A 17,253-nucleotide genomic window follows, 5' to 3' on the forward strand; every position below is an offset into this window, starting at 1 on the left:
ACATGATGTTTCGAACAAATTTCTTTAGCATTTTTTGCTTGGCTGGCGCGGCCCTGTTGCTGTCCGCCTGCGAAAATGTCCGTTCCGAGCTGGGACTGAACAAACAGTCGCCGGATGAATTTCGCGTGGTTTCGCGGGCACCATTGAGTCTGCCGCCGGAGTTTACTCTGCGCCCGCCGGAGCCGGGTAGCGTTCGTCCACAGGAAGGTTCGGCGCAAGACCGGGCCAAGCGGGCTGTGTTCCGGGCGGAAACAGCAGGCGTGTCACTGGATGAGCGGATCCCTGCCGACGGCCGTTCTATCGGCGAGAGGTCTCTGCTCATGGCCGCTGGTGCGGACAAGGCCGAGCCTGATATTCGTCAGATCGTGGATCGCGAGACCGGCCGTCTGAACGAGGAAAATGAGAGCTTTATCAACGACCTCGTGTTCTGGAAAGACCAACCGCCAGCGGGTGAGGTTATCGACGCCGAGGGTGAGTCGCAACGCATCCGCGAGAATGCCGCGCTGGGTAAGTCGGTGACGTCGGGGCAAACGCCAACGATCGTGCGCGAGGATGAAGCCTTTCTCGAAGGAATTTTCTAGACTCCGGTCGGATTTTGGAGATTTCGGACTCGGAAGGATACCTGCATAACGCTCGGGGCTTGATGCCTTTTGGCCAGGGTGATGGGTGAGAGTCTCGAAGGCTTTACCCGGTGCAAAATTGCGTGTCGCGCGGGAGTCTGTGACAAAAATCAAGCATATGTGATGCCCGCCTGTTCGCGGAACGGCTTGAGGTCACCAAAGTAAACGCCATATTAACCATAATTCGTTACTCTGGTTTCAGTCGTACTCGCCCTTTGGTTCGCTTTTTTCCCGGAAAAGACATGCATCTTTTTTCACGCACGACGTCTCTCCGCTTCCTCTCCAATCTTCATATCCTTGCCTTGGCGGCGATCGTCTTTGGCGGATCTGCCTGGTTCCAGGCAACAGCAGACGCTAGTGTCTTTGATTCTGAGACCTTTACGCTGGACAACGGCATGCAGGTCGTCGTGGTGCCAAATCACAGGGCGCCGATCGTCACCCACATGGTCTGGTACAAAGTCGGCGCTGCGGATGAATCCGCCGGCGAATCCGGTAATGCCCACTTCCTGGAACACCTGATGTTCAAAGGCACCAAGACTCTTGGTCCCGGGGAATTTTCGCGCATCATTCAACTCAATGGCGGACGGGAAAACGCATTTACCAGCCAGGATTACACGGCTTACTTCCAGACCGTCGCGAGCGACCGCCTGGAAACCATGATGAAGCACGAGGCGGACCGGATGACCAATCTGGTCCTGACCGATGAGGTGGTTCTGCCGGAGCGTGATGTGGTGGTCGAAGAGCGCCGGAGCAGGACCGACAACAATCCCAGCGCCAAACTGTTCGAAACCATGCGGGCGGCGCTTTATCTGAATCACCCCTACCGTCTGCCCGTCATTGGCTGGCAACACGAAATCAAAGCGCTGAACACCAAGACGGCGTTGGCATTTTACCGAAAGTGGTATGCGCCCAATAACGCGATCCTGATCGTCGCCGGCGATGTAACTGCGGCGGAGGTGCGTCCTCTCGCCGAAAAATACTATGGCGTCATTCCTGCGAAGCCCGTACCGGAACGCATCCGTATTGAAGAGCCGCCGCAAACCTCCGCGCGCCGTGTTATTCACAAGAGCGCCCGCGTTCGACAGCCGACCCTCGCTATTAACTATCTTGCCCCCAGCTATCGCAGGGGTGCGACCGAGCACGCTTATGCTCTGCAGGTTCTTGACGAGGTGCTGAGCGGCGGCTCCACGAGCCGACTCTACAAGACGCTGGTGGTCGAGAAGAAACTGGCGGTTTCCGTCGGCAGCAATTACAGCGCGAGTTCGCTAGACCTCACTGATTTCAGCTTCTATGCCTCGCCGCAACCCGGTGTGGAAGTTGAGACCCTCGAGGCAGCCGTGCGTGCCGAGATCGCCAAAGTTCTCGAGAACGGCATCACGCCCAAGGAACTGGCATCGGCGAAACGGCGCAAGCGAGCCGGTTCGGTTTATGTTCGTGACGACCTGGGCACGGCGCCGCGCATCATCGGCATGTCTCTGGCAACCGGCCGGACGATCGAAGAGATCGAAAACTGGCCCGATCTGATCGATAAGGTCACGGTCGAGCAGGTCCTGGCAGCAGCACGCGCCGTCTTCCGGGACGAAAGCTCCGTGACCGGTCTTCTTCTGCCGAAGCCGACATCGTAATGCGGGACAGTTACATGAACCTCTCCTCTTTTTCGAAGCCTTCGGTGATGCCAATGATGAAAAATGTTGTTTCCAGCCTGGCAGTCAGCGTCGCCGTGGTCTTCTTGACCGCCGCTCCCGCTAACGCTGTCGAAATCGAACGGGTTGTCAGCCCTGGCGGTATCGAAGCCTGGCTGGTGCAGGATCATCGGAACCCGATCATTGCCATGGAATTCGCCTTTAAGGGCGGAGCGGCGCAGGACCCGGCCGATAAAGCCGGTCTCTCGGGAATGACGGCCGCATTGATTGATGAAGGTGCCGGTGAGCTGGATTCCCAAGGCTTTCGCGGCCTCATGGACGAAAATTCGATCGGGCTGAGTTTCGATGCCGGCCGGGATGAGTTCTCGGGCTCCCTGCGCAGCCTTACGGAAACCAAGGACCTGGCTTTCAATCTGATGCGGCTTGCCTTGACCTCGCCGCGGTTTGACGAAGAAGCGGTTGCCCGTATTCGCAGCCAGATCATGGTCGGCCTTGCGCAGAGGAAAGAATCGCCCGACGCAATCGCCGGAAAGACGCTTCGTGCACTGTTCTTTGGTGACCACCCTTACGGTCAGGCGACCGAAGGTACAATGGAGAGCGTACCGGCAATTACCGTCGAAGATATGCAGGCGCTGGTGCGTGAGCGCTTTGCATTGGACCGCCTAAAGATCGCGGTGGTTGGCGACCTCACCCCAGAGGAGCTCGCGACCCTGTTGGACCGGACCTTTGGTGGATTGAGAAAAACTTCCAGCCTTCCGCCGATTCCCGATACGGAAGTCATGGGAACCGGTGATCTGGTTGTGGTCGATAAAAACCTGCCGCAAAGTGTTGTGTCCTTCGGACATCAGGGCATCAAGCGCAGCGATCCGGATTACTATGCTGCCTATGTGGTCAACTACGTACTCGGCGGTGGCGGGATGTCATCGCGGCTGTACGAAGAGATTCGTGAAAAACGTGGTCTGGCCTATTCAGTCTACAGCTATCTGAATCCGTTGGACCATGCATCCTTGATCGGCGGTGGTGTGGCGACACAAAACGCCCGGGTTTCTGAAACCCTGGATATTCTGCGCGCGGAATGGAAACGTATGGCGGATGCGGGATTGAGCGCTGAAGACCTGGCCGATGCAAAGACTTTTCTCACCGGGTCTTTTCCGCTTCGCCTGTCCGGGTCGGACCGGATTGCGGGCATGATGCTGGGGATGCAGATTCAAGGCCTGGGCATCGACTATCTCGATATGCGCAACAGCTATATCGAGGCCGTGACTTTGGAGCAGGCGCAGCGTGTGGCCCGTGAACTCTTCAAGCCGGAGGCCTTGACCGTGGTCGTCGTCGGACGCCCCGAAAACGTCAAAGCCACCCGGCCTGCTCCGGATGGCGCCTCCTAAGTTCAGCGAAGCAGAAACCATCGAAGTCTTTTCGGGCCGGTGTGTATCCCACGCCGGCCCGAACTGTATTTGGCGGCGTAATTTTTCGACGATCGATGTCTTCTCGACGGGGGTGCCCCTTTTGCCCAAACGCCTTTCTGACGGCGTGCTTCCCTGTTAGTTTGAGGTCATTCAGCTGCAGCGCGATTCGCACAGCGGTCTCGATAAAAAGCGATGTGATGACCACAGCCGACCAAGATATCCAATCAAGCCTTGGCAAAGGCGCGGAGACAGGCTTGCCGAAGCGGGTTCTTCGCCGCCTGCCCAATACGCTGGTCAATCAGATTGCGGCGGGCGAGGTCATCGAACGGCCGGCGGCGGCGGTCAAGGAACTGGTCGAAAACGCCATTGACGCCGGCGCGCGCCATATCGACGTTGTGATGCGAGACGGGGGCCGCGCGTTCCTCTCGGTCGCAGATGACGGGTGTGGCATGACCGCCGAAGAGCTGACGCTGGCGGTCGAACGCCATGCGACTTCCAAGCTGCCGGCCGACGATCTGGTCGACATCAAAACCCTGGGTTTCCGTGGCGAAGCCCTGCCCTCGATCGGTGCCGTCTCGCGCATGACGGTCAGCAGCCGCCTCCCCGGTAGCGAGGACGGCTGGAGCCTTACTGTCGAAGGCGGTCAAGTGCTGCCGGCCGCTCCGGCGGCGCAGGCACCGGGCACCCGGATCGAAGTGCGGGATCTGTTCTATGCAACCCCGGCGCGCCTGAAATTCCTGAAGACGGCGCGCACCGAAATCAACCACGCGCAGGATGCGATCAACCGCCTGGCCATGGCCCATCCCGACATTGGTTTTACTTTATCGGACGAGTCCCGGCGGATCATCCGTCTCGCGCCCGCCGAAGGCGACCTCTTCGAAAGCCGCCTGAAGCGGCTGGCAGCCGTCATGGGGCACGAATTCTCGGAAAACGCTCTTCCCATCGAGGCGGAGCGGGAAGGTGTGCGCCTGTCCGGCTACATCGGTCTGCCGACCCTGAACCGGGGCAACGCGCAGCATCAGTATCTCTTCGTCAACGGCCGGCCGGTTCGAGACAAGCTGCTGCACGGTGCGGTGCGCGGTGCCTATCAGGATTTCCTGGCACGCGACCGTCATGCGCTGGTGGCTCTCTTTGTCGATCTCCCGGCCGAGCTGGTGGATGTGAACGTTCATCCGGCCAAAACCGAAGTGCGCTTTCGCGAAGCGGGGTTGGTGCGCGGGTTGATTGTCGGGGCCTGCAAGCATGCGCTGGCCGCCGCCGGTCATCGGGCTTCGACCACAGTTGCCACAGCGGCGCTGGGAGCCTTTCGCCAGGGCGAAGCGGATGGAACCGAACCGCGTGCGTTTCAGGGAAGCTACGGCTGGCAGCCCAGCGCACGTCTTCCTGCGGGTATGGCGGAAGCGGCCAGGGGCTATCATGCCCCTCTACCGGGCTTCGAAGGGGCGCCTCAAGCCAATAACCCGGCGTCGGCGGGTCCGGGTGCCGGCACCTTTGCCGGTGAGGAGGCTTACGATCCGCGTTCGACTGACGGCACCGAAGCGGAAAGCCTGGAAGCTTATCCACTTGGTGCCGCACGCGCGCAGGTTCATGGAACCTACGTGGTCGCACAGACGCGTAACGGCATCGTCATTGTCGACCAGCACGCGGCCCATGAACGGCTGGTGTATGAGCGCATGAAAGCGCAATTGGCCGAGGCTGGTGTCGCGCGTCAGATGCTGCTGATCCCGGAAGTGATCGAACTTGAAGAAGTGTCGGTGCAGCGTCTTACCGCGCGCGCCGAAGAACTGGCGGAACTCGGTCTTCATCTGGAAGCCTTTGGTCCCGGGGCTGTCGTAGTACGCGAGGTGCCTGCCTTGCTGGGCGAGGTCGACGTGCAGGGTTTGTTGCGCGATCTGGCCGATGAATTGGCGGAACTTGGCGAAGCGCTGGCGTTGCGCGAAAAGCTGGAACATGTCTGCGGGACCATGGCCTGCCACGGCTCGGTGCGTGCGGGGCGTAAACTCAATGGGGATGAAATGAACGCTCTGCTACGGCAGATGGAAGCCACGCCCCATTCGGGCCAGTGCAATCACGGCCGACCGACTTATGTCGAGCTGCAGCTTGCCGATATCGAAAAACTCTTCGGGCGTCGTTAACCGTCTATGGGGCGTCTTTTTACCTGCATTTTCATCGACCTGCTTGGGTTCGGCCTGATCGTTCCTCTGCTGACCTTCATGGCCTTGCGCTTTGACGCATCGCCGTTGGAGGTCACAGCCATGATCGCCAGCTATTCCCTCATGCAGCTCTTTGCGGCACCGCTCTGGGGGCGTGCGAGCGATCGATGGGGCCGTAAACCCGTCCTTTTGATCAGCTTCGCGGCGACGACCACTGCGTTCCTGATGCTGGCTTTCGCGCAGTCTTTTTGGGTATTGGTCGCGGCACGTGCCCTGGCGGGCGCGCTCAGCGGCGATCTATCAGCCGCACCGGCCTACGTGGCGGATATCACCACTCCGGAACGCCGGGCCAAGGGCATGGGTCTACTGGGGGCGGCTTTCGCGCTCAGCTTCATTGTCGGCGCAAGCTTCGGTGGCTATCTGTCCGAATTGAACGTGACGGCCATGCTGTTCGATGAGGCGGCAAGCGGACCGGATTACTTCTTCCCCCCTCTGCTTTCCGCCAGCCTCTCGATGACAGCCTTTTTCTTCGCACTGTTTTTTCTGCCTGAATCCCACAGGGTTAAATCCCGTGAAGAACGTGCAGAGGAGACCGAGGCCGCGCGCAAGGAAGCCCTGGGGCGCTCGTTGTATGAACGCATGATCACAACTCTCCGTGCGCTCCATTATCCGCATCTTGCGCTCGTAACGGCCATTTTGTTTTTAGTGGGTTTCGTGTTTGCTCATATGGAATCGACCTTGGCGCTCTGGGCAGATATCGCCTTCGGCTGGGACGCGCGGGAGGTCGGTTACCTCTTTGCTTTCGCGGGTGTCATCGCGGTTATCTTTCAGGCTGGCCTGCTTGGACCATTGACCCGCCGTTTCGGCGAGGCGCGCCTTGTGGTTTTTTCAGCGATCCTGTTGGGCGGTGGTATGGCGCTGGTGCCAAGCGCGACGGGTTTGGTCCAGCTCTTGGTTGCCATTGCTTGCCTTGCGGCCGGTTTCGGCCTGGGCAATCCGTCAATCCAGAGCCTGATCACCAAACTGAGCCGCCCGGAGATCGCCGGGGTGGCCCTCGGCATGGGACAGGCGGCCAGCAGCCTGGCACGGGTCATTGGGCCGCTGTGGGCCGGGTTTCTGTTCCAGAGAATTGGACCCGATTGGCCCTACATCGCCGGCGCGTTCTTCATGGCGCTGGTGTTTGTTCTTGCCGAGCGCCTGCGGCGGCAGATTCTCGCAGGCGGGGCCACGGGCGCGGCTTAGATCCGACGCAGAAATATGACCCGGGCCTTGCCGTATTTGCGATTGTCCAGCTCTTCAAATCCGTCTGGCGGAGTAAAGCTCTCCTGCGCCATGAGCTCGACCGCAACAATAGCCGACGGCGCAATCCAGCCCGCCTCGTTCAGAGCGACGATCGCCGGATGCGGCAGATCCTGGTTGTAGGGCGGGTCCATCAGAACGATCGAGCAGGCTTCGCGGGCAGGCGGTGGGCGCAGTACATCGCCCTGTAGGATCTCGCTTGAATCTTCTTCGTTGAGCGCTTTGATGTTGGCCCGGCAAGCTTTCAAGGAGGCCGCCTGATTCTCCAGAAAGGTTACTTTGGCAGCGCCGCGCGAGAGCGCTTCCAAACCCAGAGCACCGGTGCCCGCAAAGGCATCGAGTACCCGGGCATCAACCAGCGGATTACCATCGGCGAGCTTGCCCTGGCAAAGGATGTTGAACATGGATTCCCGAGTGCGGTCTGCCGTGGGGCGGACGGTCAGACCATCCGGCGCATCCAGAGGCCGCCCTCTATGACGTCCGCCGACGATTCGCATTCTTGCCTCCACGTTTAGGGGAAACCGAAGGTGCCGCAGCGCGTCCAGGCGCGGTTTTCTTTGCGGCTGCTTTTGCGGGCCGTGAGTGTGGAGTGCTGGCCTTCCCCGGCTTGGAGGTCAGGTTTTTGCCGCCGGCTCTCTTCGGCTTTTTGACCGTTATGTCGGTGAGGTCCGTTGCACCTTTGCGTGGACGGGCACTTGCAAGCGCTGAAGCCGTCTTACGGCGACTGGGTACGGTGCTCTTTTCTTTGCCGGTTTTGGCGGAAATGCCCGCTTTGCTTCTACTGGGTTTTCGGCCCGATGGGCGTTTCTCGGGCAATTTCGATGCGTCATCCGCGTCTGCGCCTGTCAGCCCCAGTTGATCCCGCAAAATGCGGGCGGGGATGGCTTCGATCTTTCCGGGCTCCAGATCGCCGAGCGGAAAGGGGCCGTAGGAGACCCGGATCAGGCGGTTGACGACCAGCCCGAGATGTTCGCAGATCCGGCGGATCTCACGGTTCTTGCCTTCGCGCAAAGTCATTGCGATCCAGGCGTTGCTTGCCGCTTGGTGTTCGAGCCGGGCCTGGATAGGGCCGTAATTGACGCCCTCGACGGTGATACCCTTCTCCAGTGCTTTCATCTGCGCCGGGTCGACTTTGCCGTGGACCCTGACCCGGTAGCGCCGTGACCATCCGGTGGAGGGGAGTTCAAGGCGGCGTTTCAATTCACCGTCGTTGGTGAAGAGCAGGAGGCCTTCGGAATTGTAGTCGAGGCGGCCGACGGGCTCCAGACGCGGCAGGTCCTTGGGCAATCCGTCGAAAACCGTCGGTCGGCCTTCCGGGTCCTTGCGCGTGGTGATGACGCCCTTCGACTTATGGAAACGCCAGACCCGCGCCTGTTCGGCCGCCGGCAAGGGTTGACCGTCGACAACAATAGACTGCCCGGGCGTGACCACGACGGCAGCGGTCTCCAGCGTCTTGCCGTCAAGCTGAACACGTCCTTCAGCGATCCAGCGTTCGGCATCACGTCGCGAACAGAGACCGGCGCGTGCGATGATCTTCGCAATGCGCTCGCCCTTTGAGGCGTTCTCTTTTTCGGTTGGTGTATGTGCTGGCTTGGCGCGCATGGCCGCAGTCTGCTTCTTCGGTGCTTTGTACGTGCCTTCCGTTACAGGTTTATTAGCCTGTACGTGCGTGTTTTTTTTACGCGCCGGCTTTCCGGAAAGAGCCTGTCTCGGAGCAACCTTCTTCCGTGCGGTCTTTCCCGATCTGTCGTCAGGCATGAGTGACTCGATTCTGGTGTTGTGCCGTTACTGCGTTCGTATCGGCAGCAGTCACGAAGGCTTTGAGGATGGCATCGTCGCCGCTGGAAATGGAAAATTCAGGATGCCATTGAACACCCAGGCAGAAGCGGTAGCCTGGCGCTTCGATCCCTTCAATGACACCGTCGTTCGCCGTGGCATTGACCAGGACTCCGGCCCCTACCGATTTAACGGCCTGGTGATGCGCTGAATTCACCGCAAGGGTCTCGGCTCGGCAGATGGAATGCAACAGCGTTCCCGCGACCAAAGTGACGTCATGTCCCGCTTGGTCGCGCGGGTTGGGTTGCTCATGCGCCAGGGGCCGTTCAACCTCGCCCGGAATATGCTGAATCAGTGCGCCACCCAAGACAACGTTCAACAGTTGCTGTCCCCCGCAGATGCCCAAAACGGGAAGGTCGCGGTCGAGCGCCCCGCGCGCGATGGCGAGTTCGAAGTCGGTGCGGCGGGTCTTGGTCGATACTGTCGCGTGGCGCGCGTTCGCACCGAAGATTGCGGGATCGACATCAAACGCTCCTCCCGTGACGATCAAGCCGTCGAGTTGCTGCAGATAGCTTTCAGCCAAATCCGGCTCATGAGGCAAGGCGACCGGCAGCCCGCCCGCTTTCACGACTGCGTCACAATAATTCTGACGCAGCGCGTACCACGGGAATTTCGACCAGCCTCCCGCCGCTTCTGAATCCAGTGTGAGGCCGACAAGAGGCCGGTTAGATGTGGAAATTCGTGACATGGCGCGAATGTAGGCGCGGCACAGGGGCGGAGCAATAGCTCGCTTAAAGCAGTGCCTCTCATTTTTGCGCTTTTTCGGACCCTACCTTTCCTTGCCGGATTGACCGGGTCGCCAAAAGGCATTAATTAACACTAACGTTAATTAAATAAAGCGTTAATCAATGCCAGCGATCGACCCCTTGAGCCAAACCTTTGCCGCTTTGGCAGACCCAACCCGCCGCGCCATCCTTGAGCGCCTCACGAAAGGCGCTGCACCGGTGGGAGAGCTCGCGGCCCCCTTCGATATCTCGGCGCCGGCGATCTCCCGTCACCTGAAAGTCCTGGAGAAAGCGGGTCTGGTCCGGCGTCAGACCGACGCGCAGTGGCGCCGCTGCAGCCTGCAGCCGGAGCCTCTGATGGCGGTCGATAAGTGGATCGGCCAGCACCGAAAATTCTGGGAACGGCAGTTCGATCAGCTAGCGCGTTATCTGGACCGGGCACGCGAGATTCAATTGCGCGCCGAGAAAGCAAGCTTGGATCCCACTGCGATGGAGAGAGGCAATGGAAAACCCCGCAAGTGACGCACTGGCACCTGCGCCGGACATGCGGAACGAGGATCGCGTTCTGCGTCTGTCGCGCATTTTTGACGCGACCCGAGAGACTCTTTTCGAGGCTTTTACCGACCCGGCGGTGCTCGTGCGCTGGTGGGGGCCGGAGGGTGTCACTATTCCGGAATGCCGCATTGACTTGCGGGTCGGCGGCTCCTGGCGCACCTGCATGCAGGGCGCCAACTGCGAGCACAACTGTGTCGGCGGTGTCTACAAGGAAATCGTGCCTCCGGAGAAGCTGGCCTTCACCTGGGCATGGGACACGCCGGATGGACCGGGACCGGAGACCCTTATTACCCTGGAATTTCTCGAGCGGGACGACGGCTGTGAACTGAGTTTCACGCAGGAGGGCTTTGCCGACACTGCGGTTCGCGATCAGCACCGACAAGGCTGGAGCAGTTCCTTCAACTGTCTGCGTGATCTTTTCGCGGGTGATAGCGGCCGATAAACGACGAGATCTTGCTTGACCGTTTTTCCATGAAACTGCAGGGTCCGCGCATGGCGAACGAACGTGAAAGCCCTATGCGCAGGGCGCTTGAACTGGCACGTACGGCTGTTGCGGCGGGTGAAGTGCCGGTCGGCGCTGTTCTGATCGATGGCGGTAGCGGAGCGGTCCTGGCTGAAGGGCACAACCTGGTCGAGACGCAGCACGACCCGACCGCGCATGCGGAACTTCTGGTCATTCGCGAGGCGGCTGCGCGCCTGGGTCGGACGCGGCTGGAGCAGGCGGATCTTTACGTCACGCTTGAGCCCTGTCCCATGTGTGCGACGGCGATTTCCTTCGCGCGCCTGCGCCGGGTTTATTTCGGCGCTTACGACCCCAAAGGCGGCGGCGTTGATCATGGCCCCCGCATCTTCGAACAGCCTACCTGCCATCATGCGCCTGAGGTGATCGGCGGCCTCGAAGAAACCGCCTGTGCCGAGGTGCTGCGCGCGTTTTTCCAGGCCCGGCGGTAACATCGGACGCCCCGTTTTTCATTGGTATGAGGATCTGACTGCGATGATCGACAGCTTTAATCCACCCGATGTCTGGTCGCCCTTTGGCGCGTTTTCGATGGGGGTCGTTCAAGGCGAGGGTCGCATCGTTTACCTGAAGGGGCAGGTTTCGTTGAATCCGGCTGGCGAGATCGTGGGAACTGGCGATATGCAGGCGCAGCTTGGCCAAACTCTGAGCAACATTGCCAAGGTGCTCGACTATGTCGGTGGAACGACGGCCGATATCGTCTCGCTGACTCAGTACGTCACTGACATTGAAGCTTTCATGCTGGCTGGTGAGGTGCGAAAAAGATTTTTCATAAAGCCTTACCCGGTGACGACGACTGTCGAAGTCTCGCGTTTGTATGATCCGAACCTCTTGGTCGAAATCACGGCGATTGCCGAGATCCCTCGTGAGCGTTTTCAAGATCCAAAAGGTTAGAAAAAACAATTCGTTAGACCTCGGCCGGCTGCACGTTTTTGGTGAACCTCTGCACGCAACAGGCTTGGCAAAGGCCACCAAGGTCGGTTATGCCAGCAGCGCGATTTGCCTAAGTTGTGCCGGAGCCGACCTTTGGAGCCCCTCGTCATTCACGCGCTTGTCATGCTGTTTGCATGGCTGGTTTTGATCCCAATCGGAGTTCTGGCGGCCCGCTTTTTCAAGGTCCTTCCCCGACAGGATTGGCCGCGGCAACTGGACAATCAGGCCTGGTGGAAACTGCATCAATTCACCCAGTACAGCGGTGTCGTACTGATGCTGATCGCGGTCTATATCGCTGTCTCGGAGAGCGGTGAACTCGGGCTTTCGATCCATGGCATCCTCGGACTTGCTGCCGTAATTCTTGCCTGTGGCCAGGTCCTGAGCGGCTGGCTTCGTGGCAGCAAGGGCGGACCGACCGACCGGAATGCGACTCCGGATGACACCTCAAGTTGGCGTGGCGATCACTACGACATGACCGGGCGGCGCCTTTCCTTTGAAGCCTGGCACAAATGCGGCGGCTATCTGGCCATGGGCCTGGCCTTTGCGGCCATCGCAACTGGGATGCTCATGATCGGCTGGTCCGAGATGATCTTCGGGTTGGCCGTGGTTTTTACGCTCGCGCTCTGGATCCTGTTTGTCGTTTTCGAACGTCTGGGGTTGCGCAAAGATACTTATCAGGCGATCTGGGGACCTGATAAAAACCACCCGGGAAACAGCGGGGGAAAACCCTGACGGACCAGTGTTCGTCAGGCCGTCGCACCTTCGATGAGTTCAAAGCCCGCGTCGGTCACGCGCGGCGGATCTTCGCCGCGCAAGCGCCTGACAACATAATCCGCACTCAGCCAGCCGACGTGGTAGCGCTTCGAGCGGATCGTGGTGAGGGGGATCGGCATGGCCTGACCGATTTCCAGGCCACTGAAACCGGCGAGAGCGAGGTCTTCTGGTGTTCGGATATCTTCGGCCATGCAGTACATCTGCGCGCCGACCGCGACGGCATCGTTGGAAAAATATACCGCGTCGAGCTTCTGCCCCTGCGGCACTTTTGCCAGGAGAGCCGACATGTGGTGGCGACCGAGGCCGACCCCGGAGGGCTCATCCACCGTCAGGCTGGTTGCGATGCAAAGTCCGGCGTCGCGCAGGGCATCGCAGAAACCGGCATAACGTTTTCCGGCGGCCGCATCCTTGATTAGGTCGCAACCGAGATAGCCGATGTTTCGATAGCCTTTGGCGACCAGATGCCGCGCCATCTCGCGCCCCGCCTTATGGTGGTCGAGACCAACACACATGTCGATGGGCGAACCCGTCAGGTCCATCATCTCCACGACCGGACTCTTGGTGACGCGGAGCACTTTCGTGGCTTGTTCGCTGTGCCGGGTGTTGGTGACGATAATCCCTGCCGGACGCCAGGACATCATGGCCTCGATCAGCGACGCCTCACGCTCCTGGTTGTAGTCGGAGATCCCGATGACAGCCTGATAGCCTGCCTCATCCAGCCGGTCGGTGATCCCGGAGAGTACCTCGGGAAAGACGATGTTACGCAGGGAAGGAATGATCACCGCCAGCTGGTTGGAGCTCGAGGAGGCGAGGGCGCCGGCCAGCCTGTTGGGCACGTAACCGAGATCCTGGATGACTTTGAGAACATGGTCGCGCGTCTTGTCCGCAACCTTGTCCTTTCGCCGCAGAACCCGTGACACGGTCATCTCACTGACCTGTGCGGCTTGCGCCACCTCACTCAAGGTGCCTGATCCTTGGGATCGGCGCGTGCGCCGTTTTACGGGCTTTTTTTCGCTCATGGTGTTTGTCGGCCGAAAATGTTAGCGTATGACATTATACGTTGATTCTCATTCTTGAATAGTGTTATCGATAACAAAATGCAGCCGCACTGAACAGTAAGAATGCGGCGAACTGGTGTAATGGCCTCGGGTTTGCGCGCAGCCGCAACCCCTCAACAAAGGCGAATTGCACAGGAAAGAAATAGCGGGAGGGAGACGGCGCAGGTGTCTGGCGTTGTACTGAAAGATGTCGTGAAAGCCTTTGGCGACGTCGTCGTGATTCCGAAACTCAATCTTCAGATCGATGAAGGCGAGTTCGTCGTGATCGTGGGGCCCTCCGGCTGCGGCAAGTCCACCACGCTGCGGATGATTGCCGGTCTCGAAGCAGTATCCGCGGGTGAAATCTTTATTGCCGGAAAGGATGTCACCTACGCACAGCCCAAGGCCCGCGACATCGCCATGGTGTTTCAATCTTATGCGCTCTACCCGCATATGGATGTCGCCGGCAATATGTCTTTCGCCCTGCGGCTCGCACGTGTGCCGCGCGCCGAGATCGATGAGCGGGTGCGGGTTGCGGCAGAGATGCTAGAACTGACCCCCTATCTGGCGCGCAAGCCCAAGGATCTGTCCGGTGGACAGCGCCAGCGGGTTGCAATGGGACGTTCCATTGTGCGCGACGCCTATTGTTTCCTCTTCGACGAGCCTCTCTCCAATCTCGATGCCAAGCTGCGGGCCACAATGCGCACGGAGCTTGCGATCCTGCATAAGAAGCTCGAACGCACGATGGTCTACGTCACCCATGATCAGATCGAAGCGATGACCATGGCCGACCGGATCGTGATTATGAAGGACGGCATTATTCAGCAAATCGGCAGCCCGCGCGAAGTCTATACAGCGCCCGCCAATCTTTTCGTTGCCGGCTTCATCGGCTCGCCTTCCATGAATCTGGTCGACGCGGAGCTGACACGCAACGAAGGCGCTTTGTCGGTGAAGGGGCAGGGTTTCGAACTGCCGGTTCCCGGCCGCTTGCAGGAACGCGCGACTGCCGCGACATCTCGGGACATTACGCTGGGTCTGCGGCCTGAGCACTTCTCTGCGGCTGACCGCGGCAACGGGGCATTTGCGCCTATCGAGCTCGCCGTTGATGTCGCGGAATACATCGGCTCGAGTCAGTTCCTGGCTGCGTCCGTTGGCGGCAAGCACTTCACGGCTGCGGTCGAGGTGGGGCCCGACGCCTCGCCGATGGAATCCGGCACCTACTATTTCGATACCGACAGACTTTACCTGTTTGACCGCGAAAGCGGACAGGCACTTTAACCGGCTTCCTACAGAGGGCCGCATCGTTACGTAAGTCGTTACAAACCAGAAGCATGGACAAACAGGGTCATGGGAGGAAAACAATGAAACAGTGGTTTGGAAAAGCAACCGTGTTGGGTACGGCGACAGCCGTCGCCTTGTCGGCGCTGGCCGGTTCGGCATTCGCCAATCCTTATGAAAAATACAAGGGGACGACCATCGTTGTCAGCTGGCCTGCGCTCAGCCATTTCAAGGCGGCCGAAACCTTGGTTGAGGAATTCACCGAGGAAACCGGTATCGAGGTCGAAATCGATGCACTGCAGTACCTCAAGCTGCGTGATCGGCAGATCCTCGAGATGTCTAAGGACGAAGGCGAGTACGATATCGTTTCCTGGGTTGTCATGTGGAAGGGTGAGTATGTCTCCAAGGGCCTCCTGACACCTTTGAGCCAGTTCTTCACCAACGGCGCGCTGGTGGATCCGGAATATGACATCAATGATATCGCCGACGCCTATCTGCAGAACGGCGGCGTCGTTGGTGGTACCAAGGGCTACATGCCCGGCAAATCGGGTGCGCTTTACGGCGTTCCCTTCGGCGCAGAGACCTCGATCCTGGCTTATCGGAAGGACGTCTTCGAGGAACTCGGTCTTGAGCCGCCGGAGACCTACGACGAACTGATCGCCGCGGCCCAAATGATCAAGGACAAAAAGGGTATGGGCGCCCTGACCTCACGCGGCAAGACCGGTCACCAGGTGACTGCGGCCTGGTTGCTTCACCTGGCGCCACTCGGCGGTAAGATCTTTGACGATCAGTGGAATCCGGTGATCAACAGTCCCGAGGCAGTCAAGGCGGCCGAGGTTCTGCGCACAATCTCCAACACCGGCCCGACAGGCATTCCCTCTTATGGTTTCTCGGAGATGTCCGCTGCCTTCCTGCAGGGCGATGCGGCCATGTACATCGACAGCCTGAAGATCGCCGCCATGTCGCGGAACCCGAAACTCTCCAAGGTCGATGGCAAAGTTGGCTTTGCGCTTCACCCAGTCGGCTCGCGTTGCGGGTCCGAGACGGGCGGCTTCGCCATGGGCATCCCTGCGAACTCCCTCAACAAGGAAGCCGCGTTTCTCTTCGCCCAGTATATGACATCCAAAGCCGGCGATAAGCGGATGGTAGAACTGGGGGGCGATCCGGTCCGGATATCGACCTTGAACAATCCCGAATTCGTGAAACAGTTTCCGGAATATCCAGTGGTGGCCGAACAGCTTCCCTGTGCCGACCCGGATTGGCGTCCCCTGATCCCCGAGTGGAATGAGCTCAACATCGACGTGCTCGGCCAGGCGCTGACCAAGGTCATCACCACCGACGACCCGATCCAACCGATCATGGATGAGGCCAACGAAAAGGCCCGCGCGATCATGGAACGGGAAGGCTATTACGCTTGGGCCAAGTACCGGCAGTAAGCCTGGCGTCTCATCATTCCTCCTGGCCGGTCGGCGTGAGGCAGCGTCCTTGCGTCGACCTGGTCCAGGTAAACTACGATATAGAATTTCTCGGAGTCATTGGTGGCGGAGGAAACGGACATAGCGGTACCCAAACCGCGTCCCGGCGGCAGGACACTGACGCCGTACTTCTTCGTCTTGCCGGCAGCCATCGTTATGATTGCGGGATTGATGTATCCCGTCGCCGATGCCTTCTACCTCAGTTTCTTCGATTGGAAGATCGGAACCAAATTCGCGAAAGCGGATAATGTCGGCTTTGATAACTACATTCGGTTACTGAGCGACCCAGATGTCCGTGAATCCATCTGGGTGACCTTTCGCTTTGGTTTCTGGACCATCCTGATCGAAATGGTCATTGGCGTCTCGCTCGCACTGCTTCTGGAAAAGCCGATCCGGGGAGCCAGCATCTTTAGAACCATCTTTATCCTGCCGTTGATGGTCTCTCCCGTGGTGGTCGGTCTGATCTGGCGCTATCTCTTCGACGCCCGGGTCGGCTGGATCAACTACTACCTCGGCTTTATCGGCATTGAGCCACAGGTCTGGCTGGGCGATGCAGAACTTGCGTTCTTCGCCATTGTTTTCACCGACATCTGGCAGTGGACACCCTTCATCTTCATCATCGTGATCGCGGGCCTGCAGGCTCTACCTTCGGAGGTGCTGGAGGCCAGCCGTATCGACGGGGCCAACTGGTGGCAGCAGATCTTTCTGGTCAAGCTCCCCATGATCCGCTCGATCCTCTTGATCGCCCTCCTGATGCGTCTGATTGATGTCTTCCGGGCGATGGAGGTCATGTACATCCTGACTGGCGGCGGGCCGGGGCGCGCGACGGAGCTGTTGTCGCTGCACATCTATAACCGGGCCTTCGATGCACAGCTTTTGGGCTATGCCTCGGCCATCTCGGTTCTTTTGATCCTCATCGTGTTTATCCTGAGCCTCGGGATCCTCGTCGTCGGCAATCCCATGAAGGACAAATCCGACATATGAGTTTGTTCCGGCATATGA

Annotated in this window: 17 protein-coding genes; 13 read left to right on the plus strand and 4 right to left on the minus strand. The window is 59.4% G+C overall.

From position 1 onward, the window contains the following. Positions 1 to 2 precede the first annotated feature (2 nt). The 5 genes from QMZ18_RS16885 (at position 3) to QMZ18_RS16905 (ending at position 7,064) form a co-directional block, all read left to right on the plus strand. Positions 3 to 581, plus strand: coding sequence for a DUF3035 domain-containing protein (locus tag QMZ18_RS16885; RefSeq protein WP_282607499.1), 579 nt, complete (start codon positions 3 to 5; stop codon positions 579 to 581). 281 nt (positions 582 to 862) lie between these two features. Further along, positions 863 to 2,245, plus strand: a complete 1,383-nt coding sequence (locus tag QMZ18_RS16890; RefSeq protein ID WP_282607500.1) for a pitrilysin family protein — start codon at positions 863 to 865, stop codon at positions 2,243 to 2,245. A 53-nt stretch (positions 2,246 to 2,298) separates the two neighbouring features. Then, a complete protein-coding gene (locus tag QMZ18_RS16895; RefSeq protein WP_282607501.1) occupies positions 2,299 to 3,648 on the plus strand; it encodes a pitrilysin family protein in 1,350 nt (449 codons plus the stop codon). A gap of 218 nt (positions 3,649 to 3,866) precedes the next feature. Next, positions 3,867 to 5,804: a DNA mismatch repair endonuclease MutL gene (gene mutL / locus QMZ18_RS16900; RefSeq protein WP_282607502.1), complete on the plus strand. Its 1,938-nt coding sequence runs from the start codon at positions 3,867 to 3,869 to the stop codon at positions 5,802 to 5,804. 6 nt (positions 5,805 to 5,810) lie between these two features. Next, positions 5,811 to 7,064 carry an MFS transporter gene (locus QMZ18_RS16905; RefSeq protein ID WP_282607503.1) on the plus strand — a complete coding sequence of 418 codons (1,254 nt, stop codon included), beginning with the start codon at positions 5,811 to 5,813 and terminating at the stop codon, positions 7,062 to 7,064. Here the strand turns inward: QMZ18_RS16905 and rsmD are convergent. Genes rsmD through QMZ18_RS16920 form a run of 3 tightly spaced genes read right to left on the minus strand, consistent with a single transcriptional unit; the run spans position 7,061 to position 9,645 of the window. After that, on the minus strand, positions 7,061 to 7,618 hold the full coding sequence (gene rsmD / locus QMZ18_RS16910; RefSeq protein ID WP_282607504.1) for a 16S rRNA (guanine(966)-N(2))-methyltransferase RsmD: 558 nt from the start codon (positions 7,616 to 7,618) through the stop codon (positions 7,061 to 7,063). The genes QMZ18_RS16905 and rsmD overlap by 4 nt on opposite strands. Next, the gene (locus QMZ18_RS16915) at positions 7,593 to 8,879 is read right to left on the minus strand and encodes a pseudouridine synthase (protein ID WP_282607505.1); all 1,287 of its coding nucleotides are present in this window, start codon (positions 8,877 to 8,879) and stop codon (positions 7,593 to 7,595) included. The genes rsmD and QMZ18_RS16915 overlap by 26 nt, the downstream gene beginning before the upstream one ends. Continuing rightward, positions 8,872 to 9,645: a gamma-glutamyl-gamma-aminobutyrate hydrolase family protein gene (locus QMZ18_RS16920; RefSeq protein WP_282607506.1), complete on the minus strand. Its 774-nt coding sequence runs from the start codon at positions 9,643 to 9,645 to the stop codon at positions 8,872 to 8,874. Before QMZ18_RS16920 ends, QMZ18_RS16915 begins: the two co-directional genes overlap by 8 nt. A 160-nt stretch (positions 9,646 to 9,805) precedes the next feature. Here QMZ18_RS16920 and QMZ18_RS16925 point away from each other — a divergent pair, with 160 nt between their 5' ends. From QMZ18_RS16925 to QMZ18_RS16945, 5 genes are all read left to right on the plus strand, one after another. Beyond that, the gene (locus QMZ18_RS16925) at positions 9,806 to 10,204 is read left to right on the plus strand and encodes a helix-turn-helix transcriptional regulator (protein ID WP_282607507.1); all 399 of its coding nucleotides are present in this window, start codon (positions 9,806 to 9,808) and stop codon (positions 10,202 to 10,204) included. Continuing rightward, positions 10,185 to 10,679, plus strand: a complete 495-nt coding sequence (locus tag QMZ18_RS16930; RefSeq protein ID WP_282607508.1) for an SRPBCC domain-containing protein — start codon at positions 10,185 to 10,187, stop codon at positions 10,677 to 10,679. Before QMZ18_RS16925 ends, QMZ18_RS16930 begins: the two co-directional genes overlap by 20 nt. 50 nt (positions 10,680 to 10,729) lie before the next feature. Then, positions 10,730 to 11,188, plus strand: a complete 459-nt coding sequence (locus QMZ18_RS16935; protein ID WP_282607509.1) for a nucleoside deaminase — start codon at positions 10,730 to 10,732, stop codon at positions 11,186 to 11,188. 43 nt (positions 11,189 to 11,231) lie between these two features. Further along, positions 11,232 to 11,648 (plus strand): RidA family protein, encoded by a 417-nt coding sequence (locus QMZ18_RS16940; protein WP_282607510.1) that lies wholly within the window; start codon positions 11,232 to 11,234, stop codon positions 11,646 to 11,648. A 132-nt stretch (positions 11,649 to 11,780) separates the two neighbouring features. Next, on the plus strand, positions 11,781 to 12,419 hold the full coding sequence (locus QMZ18_RS16945; RefSeq protein ID WP_282607511.1) for a cytochrome b561 domain-containing protein: 639 nt from the start codon (positions 11,781 to 11,783) through the stop codon (positions 12,417 to 12,419). Positions 12,420 to 12,433: 14 nt separating this feature from the next. On the opposite strand, the gene QMZ18_RS16950 is transcribed toward QMZ18_RS16945, so the two are convergent. Next, positions 12,434 to 13,480 (minus strand): LacI family DNA-binding transcriptional regulator, encoded by a 1,047-nt coding sequence (locus QMZ18_RS16950; protein ID WP_282607512.1) that lies wholly within the window; start codon positions 13,478 to 13,480, stop codon positions 12,434 to 12,436. A 204-nt stretch (positions 13,481 to 13,684) separates the two neighbouring features. Between QMZ18_RS16950 and QMZ18_RS16955 the strand changes: the two genes are divergently transcribed. From QMZ18_RS16955 to QMZ18_RS16965, 3 genes are all read left to right on the plus strand, one after another. Beyond that, complete coding sequence (locus tag QMZ18_RS16955; protein ID WP_282607513.1) at positions 13,685 to 14,776, plus strand: ABC transporter ATP-binding protein; 1,092 nt, start codon at positions 13,685 to 13,687, stop codon at positions 14,774 to 14,776. 83 nt (positions 14,777 to 14,859) lie between these two features. Then, positions 14,860 to 16,212 (plus strand): ABC transporter substrate-binding protein, encoded by a 1,353-nt coding sequence (locus tag QMZ18_RS16960; protein WP_282607514.1) that lies wholly within the window; start codon positions 14,860 to 14,862, stop codon positions 16,210 to 16,212. Between the two features lie 102 nt (positions 16,213 to 16,314). Then, a complete protein-coding gene (locus QMZ18_RS16965; RefSeq protein WP_282607515.1) occupies positions 16,315 to 17,235 on the plus strand; it encodes a carbohydrate ABC transporter permease in 921 nt (306 codons plus the stop codon). Positions 17,236 to 17,253: the final 18 nt, after the last annotated feature.

The organism is Pelagibius sp. Alg239-R121 (genome assembly GCF_947331435.1).
Classification (GTDB): Bacteria; Pseudomonadota; Alphaproteobacteria; order Kiloniellales; family Kiloniellaceae; genus Denitrobaculum.

Excerpts from the sequence above, each read along its gene's own strand:
- QMZ18_RS16925 (WP_282607507.1), top strand. The coding sequence starts at position 9,806 with ATGCCAGCGATCGACCCCTTGAGCCAAACCTTTGCCGCTTTGGCAGAC.
- QMZ18_RS16885 (WP_282607499.1), top strand. The coding sequence starts at position 3 with ATGATGTTTCGAACAAATTTCTTTAGCATTTTTTGCTTGGCTGGCGCG.
- mutL (WP_282607502.1), top strand. The coding sequence starts at position 3,867 with ATGACCACAGCCGACCAAGATATCCAATCAAGCCTTGGCAAAGGCGCG.
- QMZ18_RS16920 (WP_282607506.1), bottom strand. The coding sequence starts at position 9,645 with ATGTCACGAATTTCCACATCTAACCGGCCTCTTGTCGGCCTCACACTG.
- QMZ18_RS16930 (WP_282607508.1), top strand. The coding sequence starts at position 10,185 with ATGGAAAACCCCGCAAGTGACGCACTGGCACCTGCGCCGGACATGCGG.
- QMZ18_RS16890 (WP_282607500.1), top strand. The coding sequence starts at position 863 with ATGCATCTTTTTTCACGCACGACGTCTCTCCGCTTCCTCTCCAATCTT.
- QMZ18_RS16950 (WP_282607512.1), bottom strand. The coding sequence starts at position 13,480 with ATGAGCGAAAAAAAGCCCGTAAAACGGCGCACGCGCCGATCCCAAGGA.
- QMZ18_RS16940 (WP_282607510.1), top strand. The coding sequence starts at position 11,232 with ATGATCGACAGCTTTAATCCACCCGATGTCTGGTCGCCCTTTGGCGCG.
- QMZ18_RS16915 (WP_282607505.1), bottom strand. The coding sequence starts at position 8,879 with ATGCCTGACGACAGATCGGGAAAGACCGCACGGAAGAAGGTTGCTCCG.
- rsmD (WP_282607504.1), bottom strand. The coding sequence starts at position 7,618 with ATGCGAATCGTCGGCGGACGTCATAGAGGGCGGCCTCTGGATGCGCCG.
- QMZ18_RS16905 (WP_282607503.1), top strand. The coding sequence starts at position 5,811 with ATGGGGCGTCTTTTTACCTGCATTTTCATCGACCTGCTTGGGTTCGGC.
- QMZ18_RS16895 (WP_282607501.1), top strand. The coding sequence starts at position 2,299 with ATGATGAAAAATGTTGTTTCCAGCCTGGCAGTCAGCGTCGCCGTGGTC.
- QMZ18_RS16960 (WP_282607514.1), top strand. The coding sequence starts at position 14,860 with ATGAAACAGTGGTTTGGAAAAGCAACCGTGTTGGGTACGGCGACAGCC.
- QMZ18_RS16935 (WP_282607509.1), top strand. The coding sequence starts at position 10,730 with ATGGCGAACGAACGTGAAAGCCCTATGCGCAGGGCGCTTGAACTGGCA.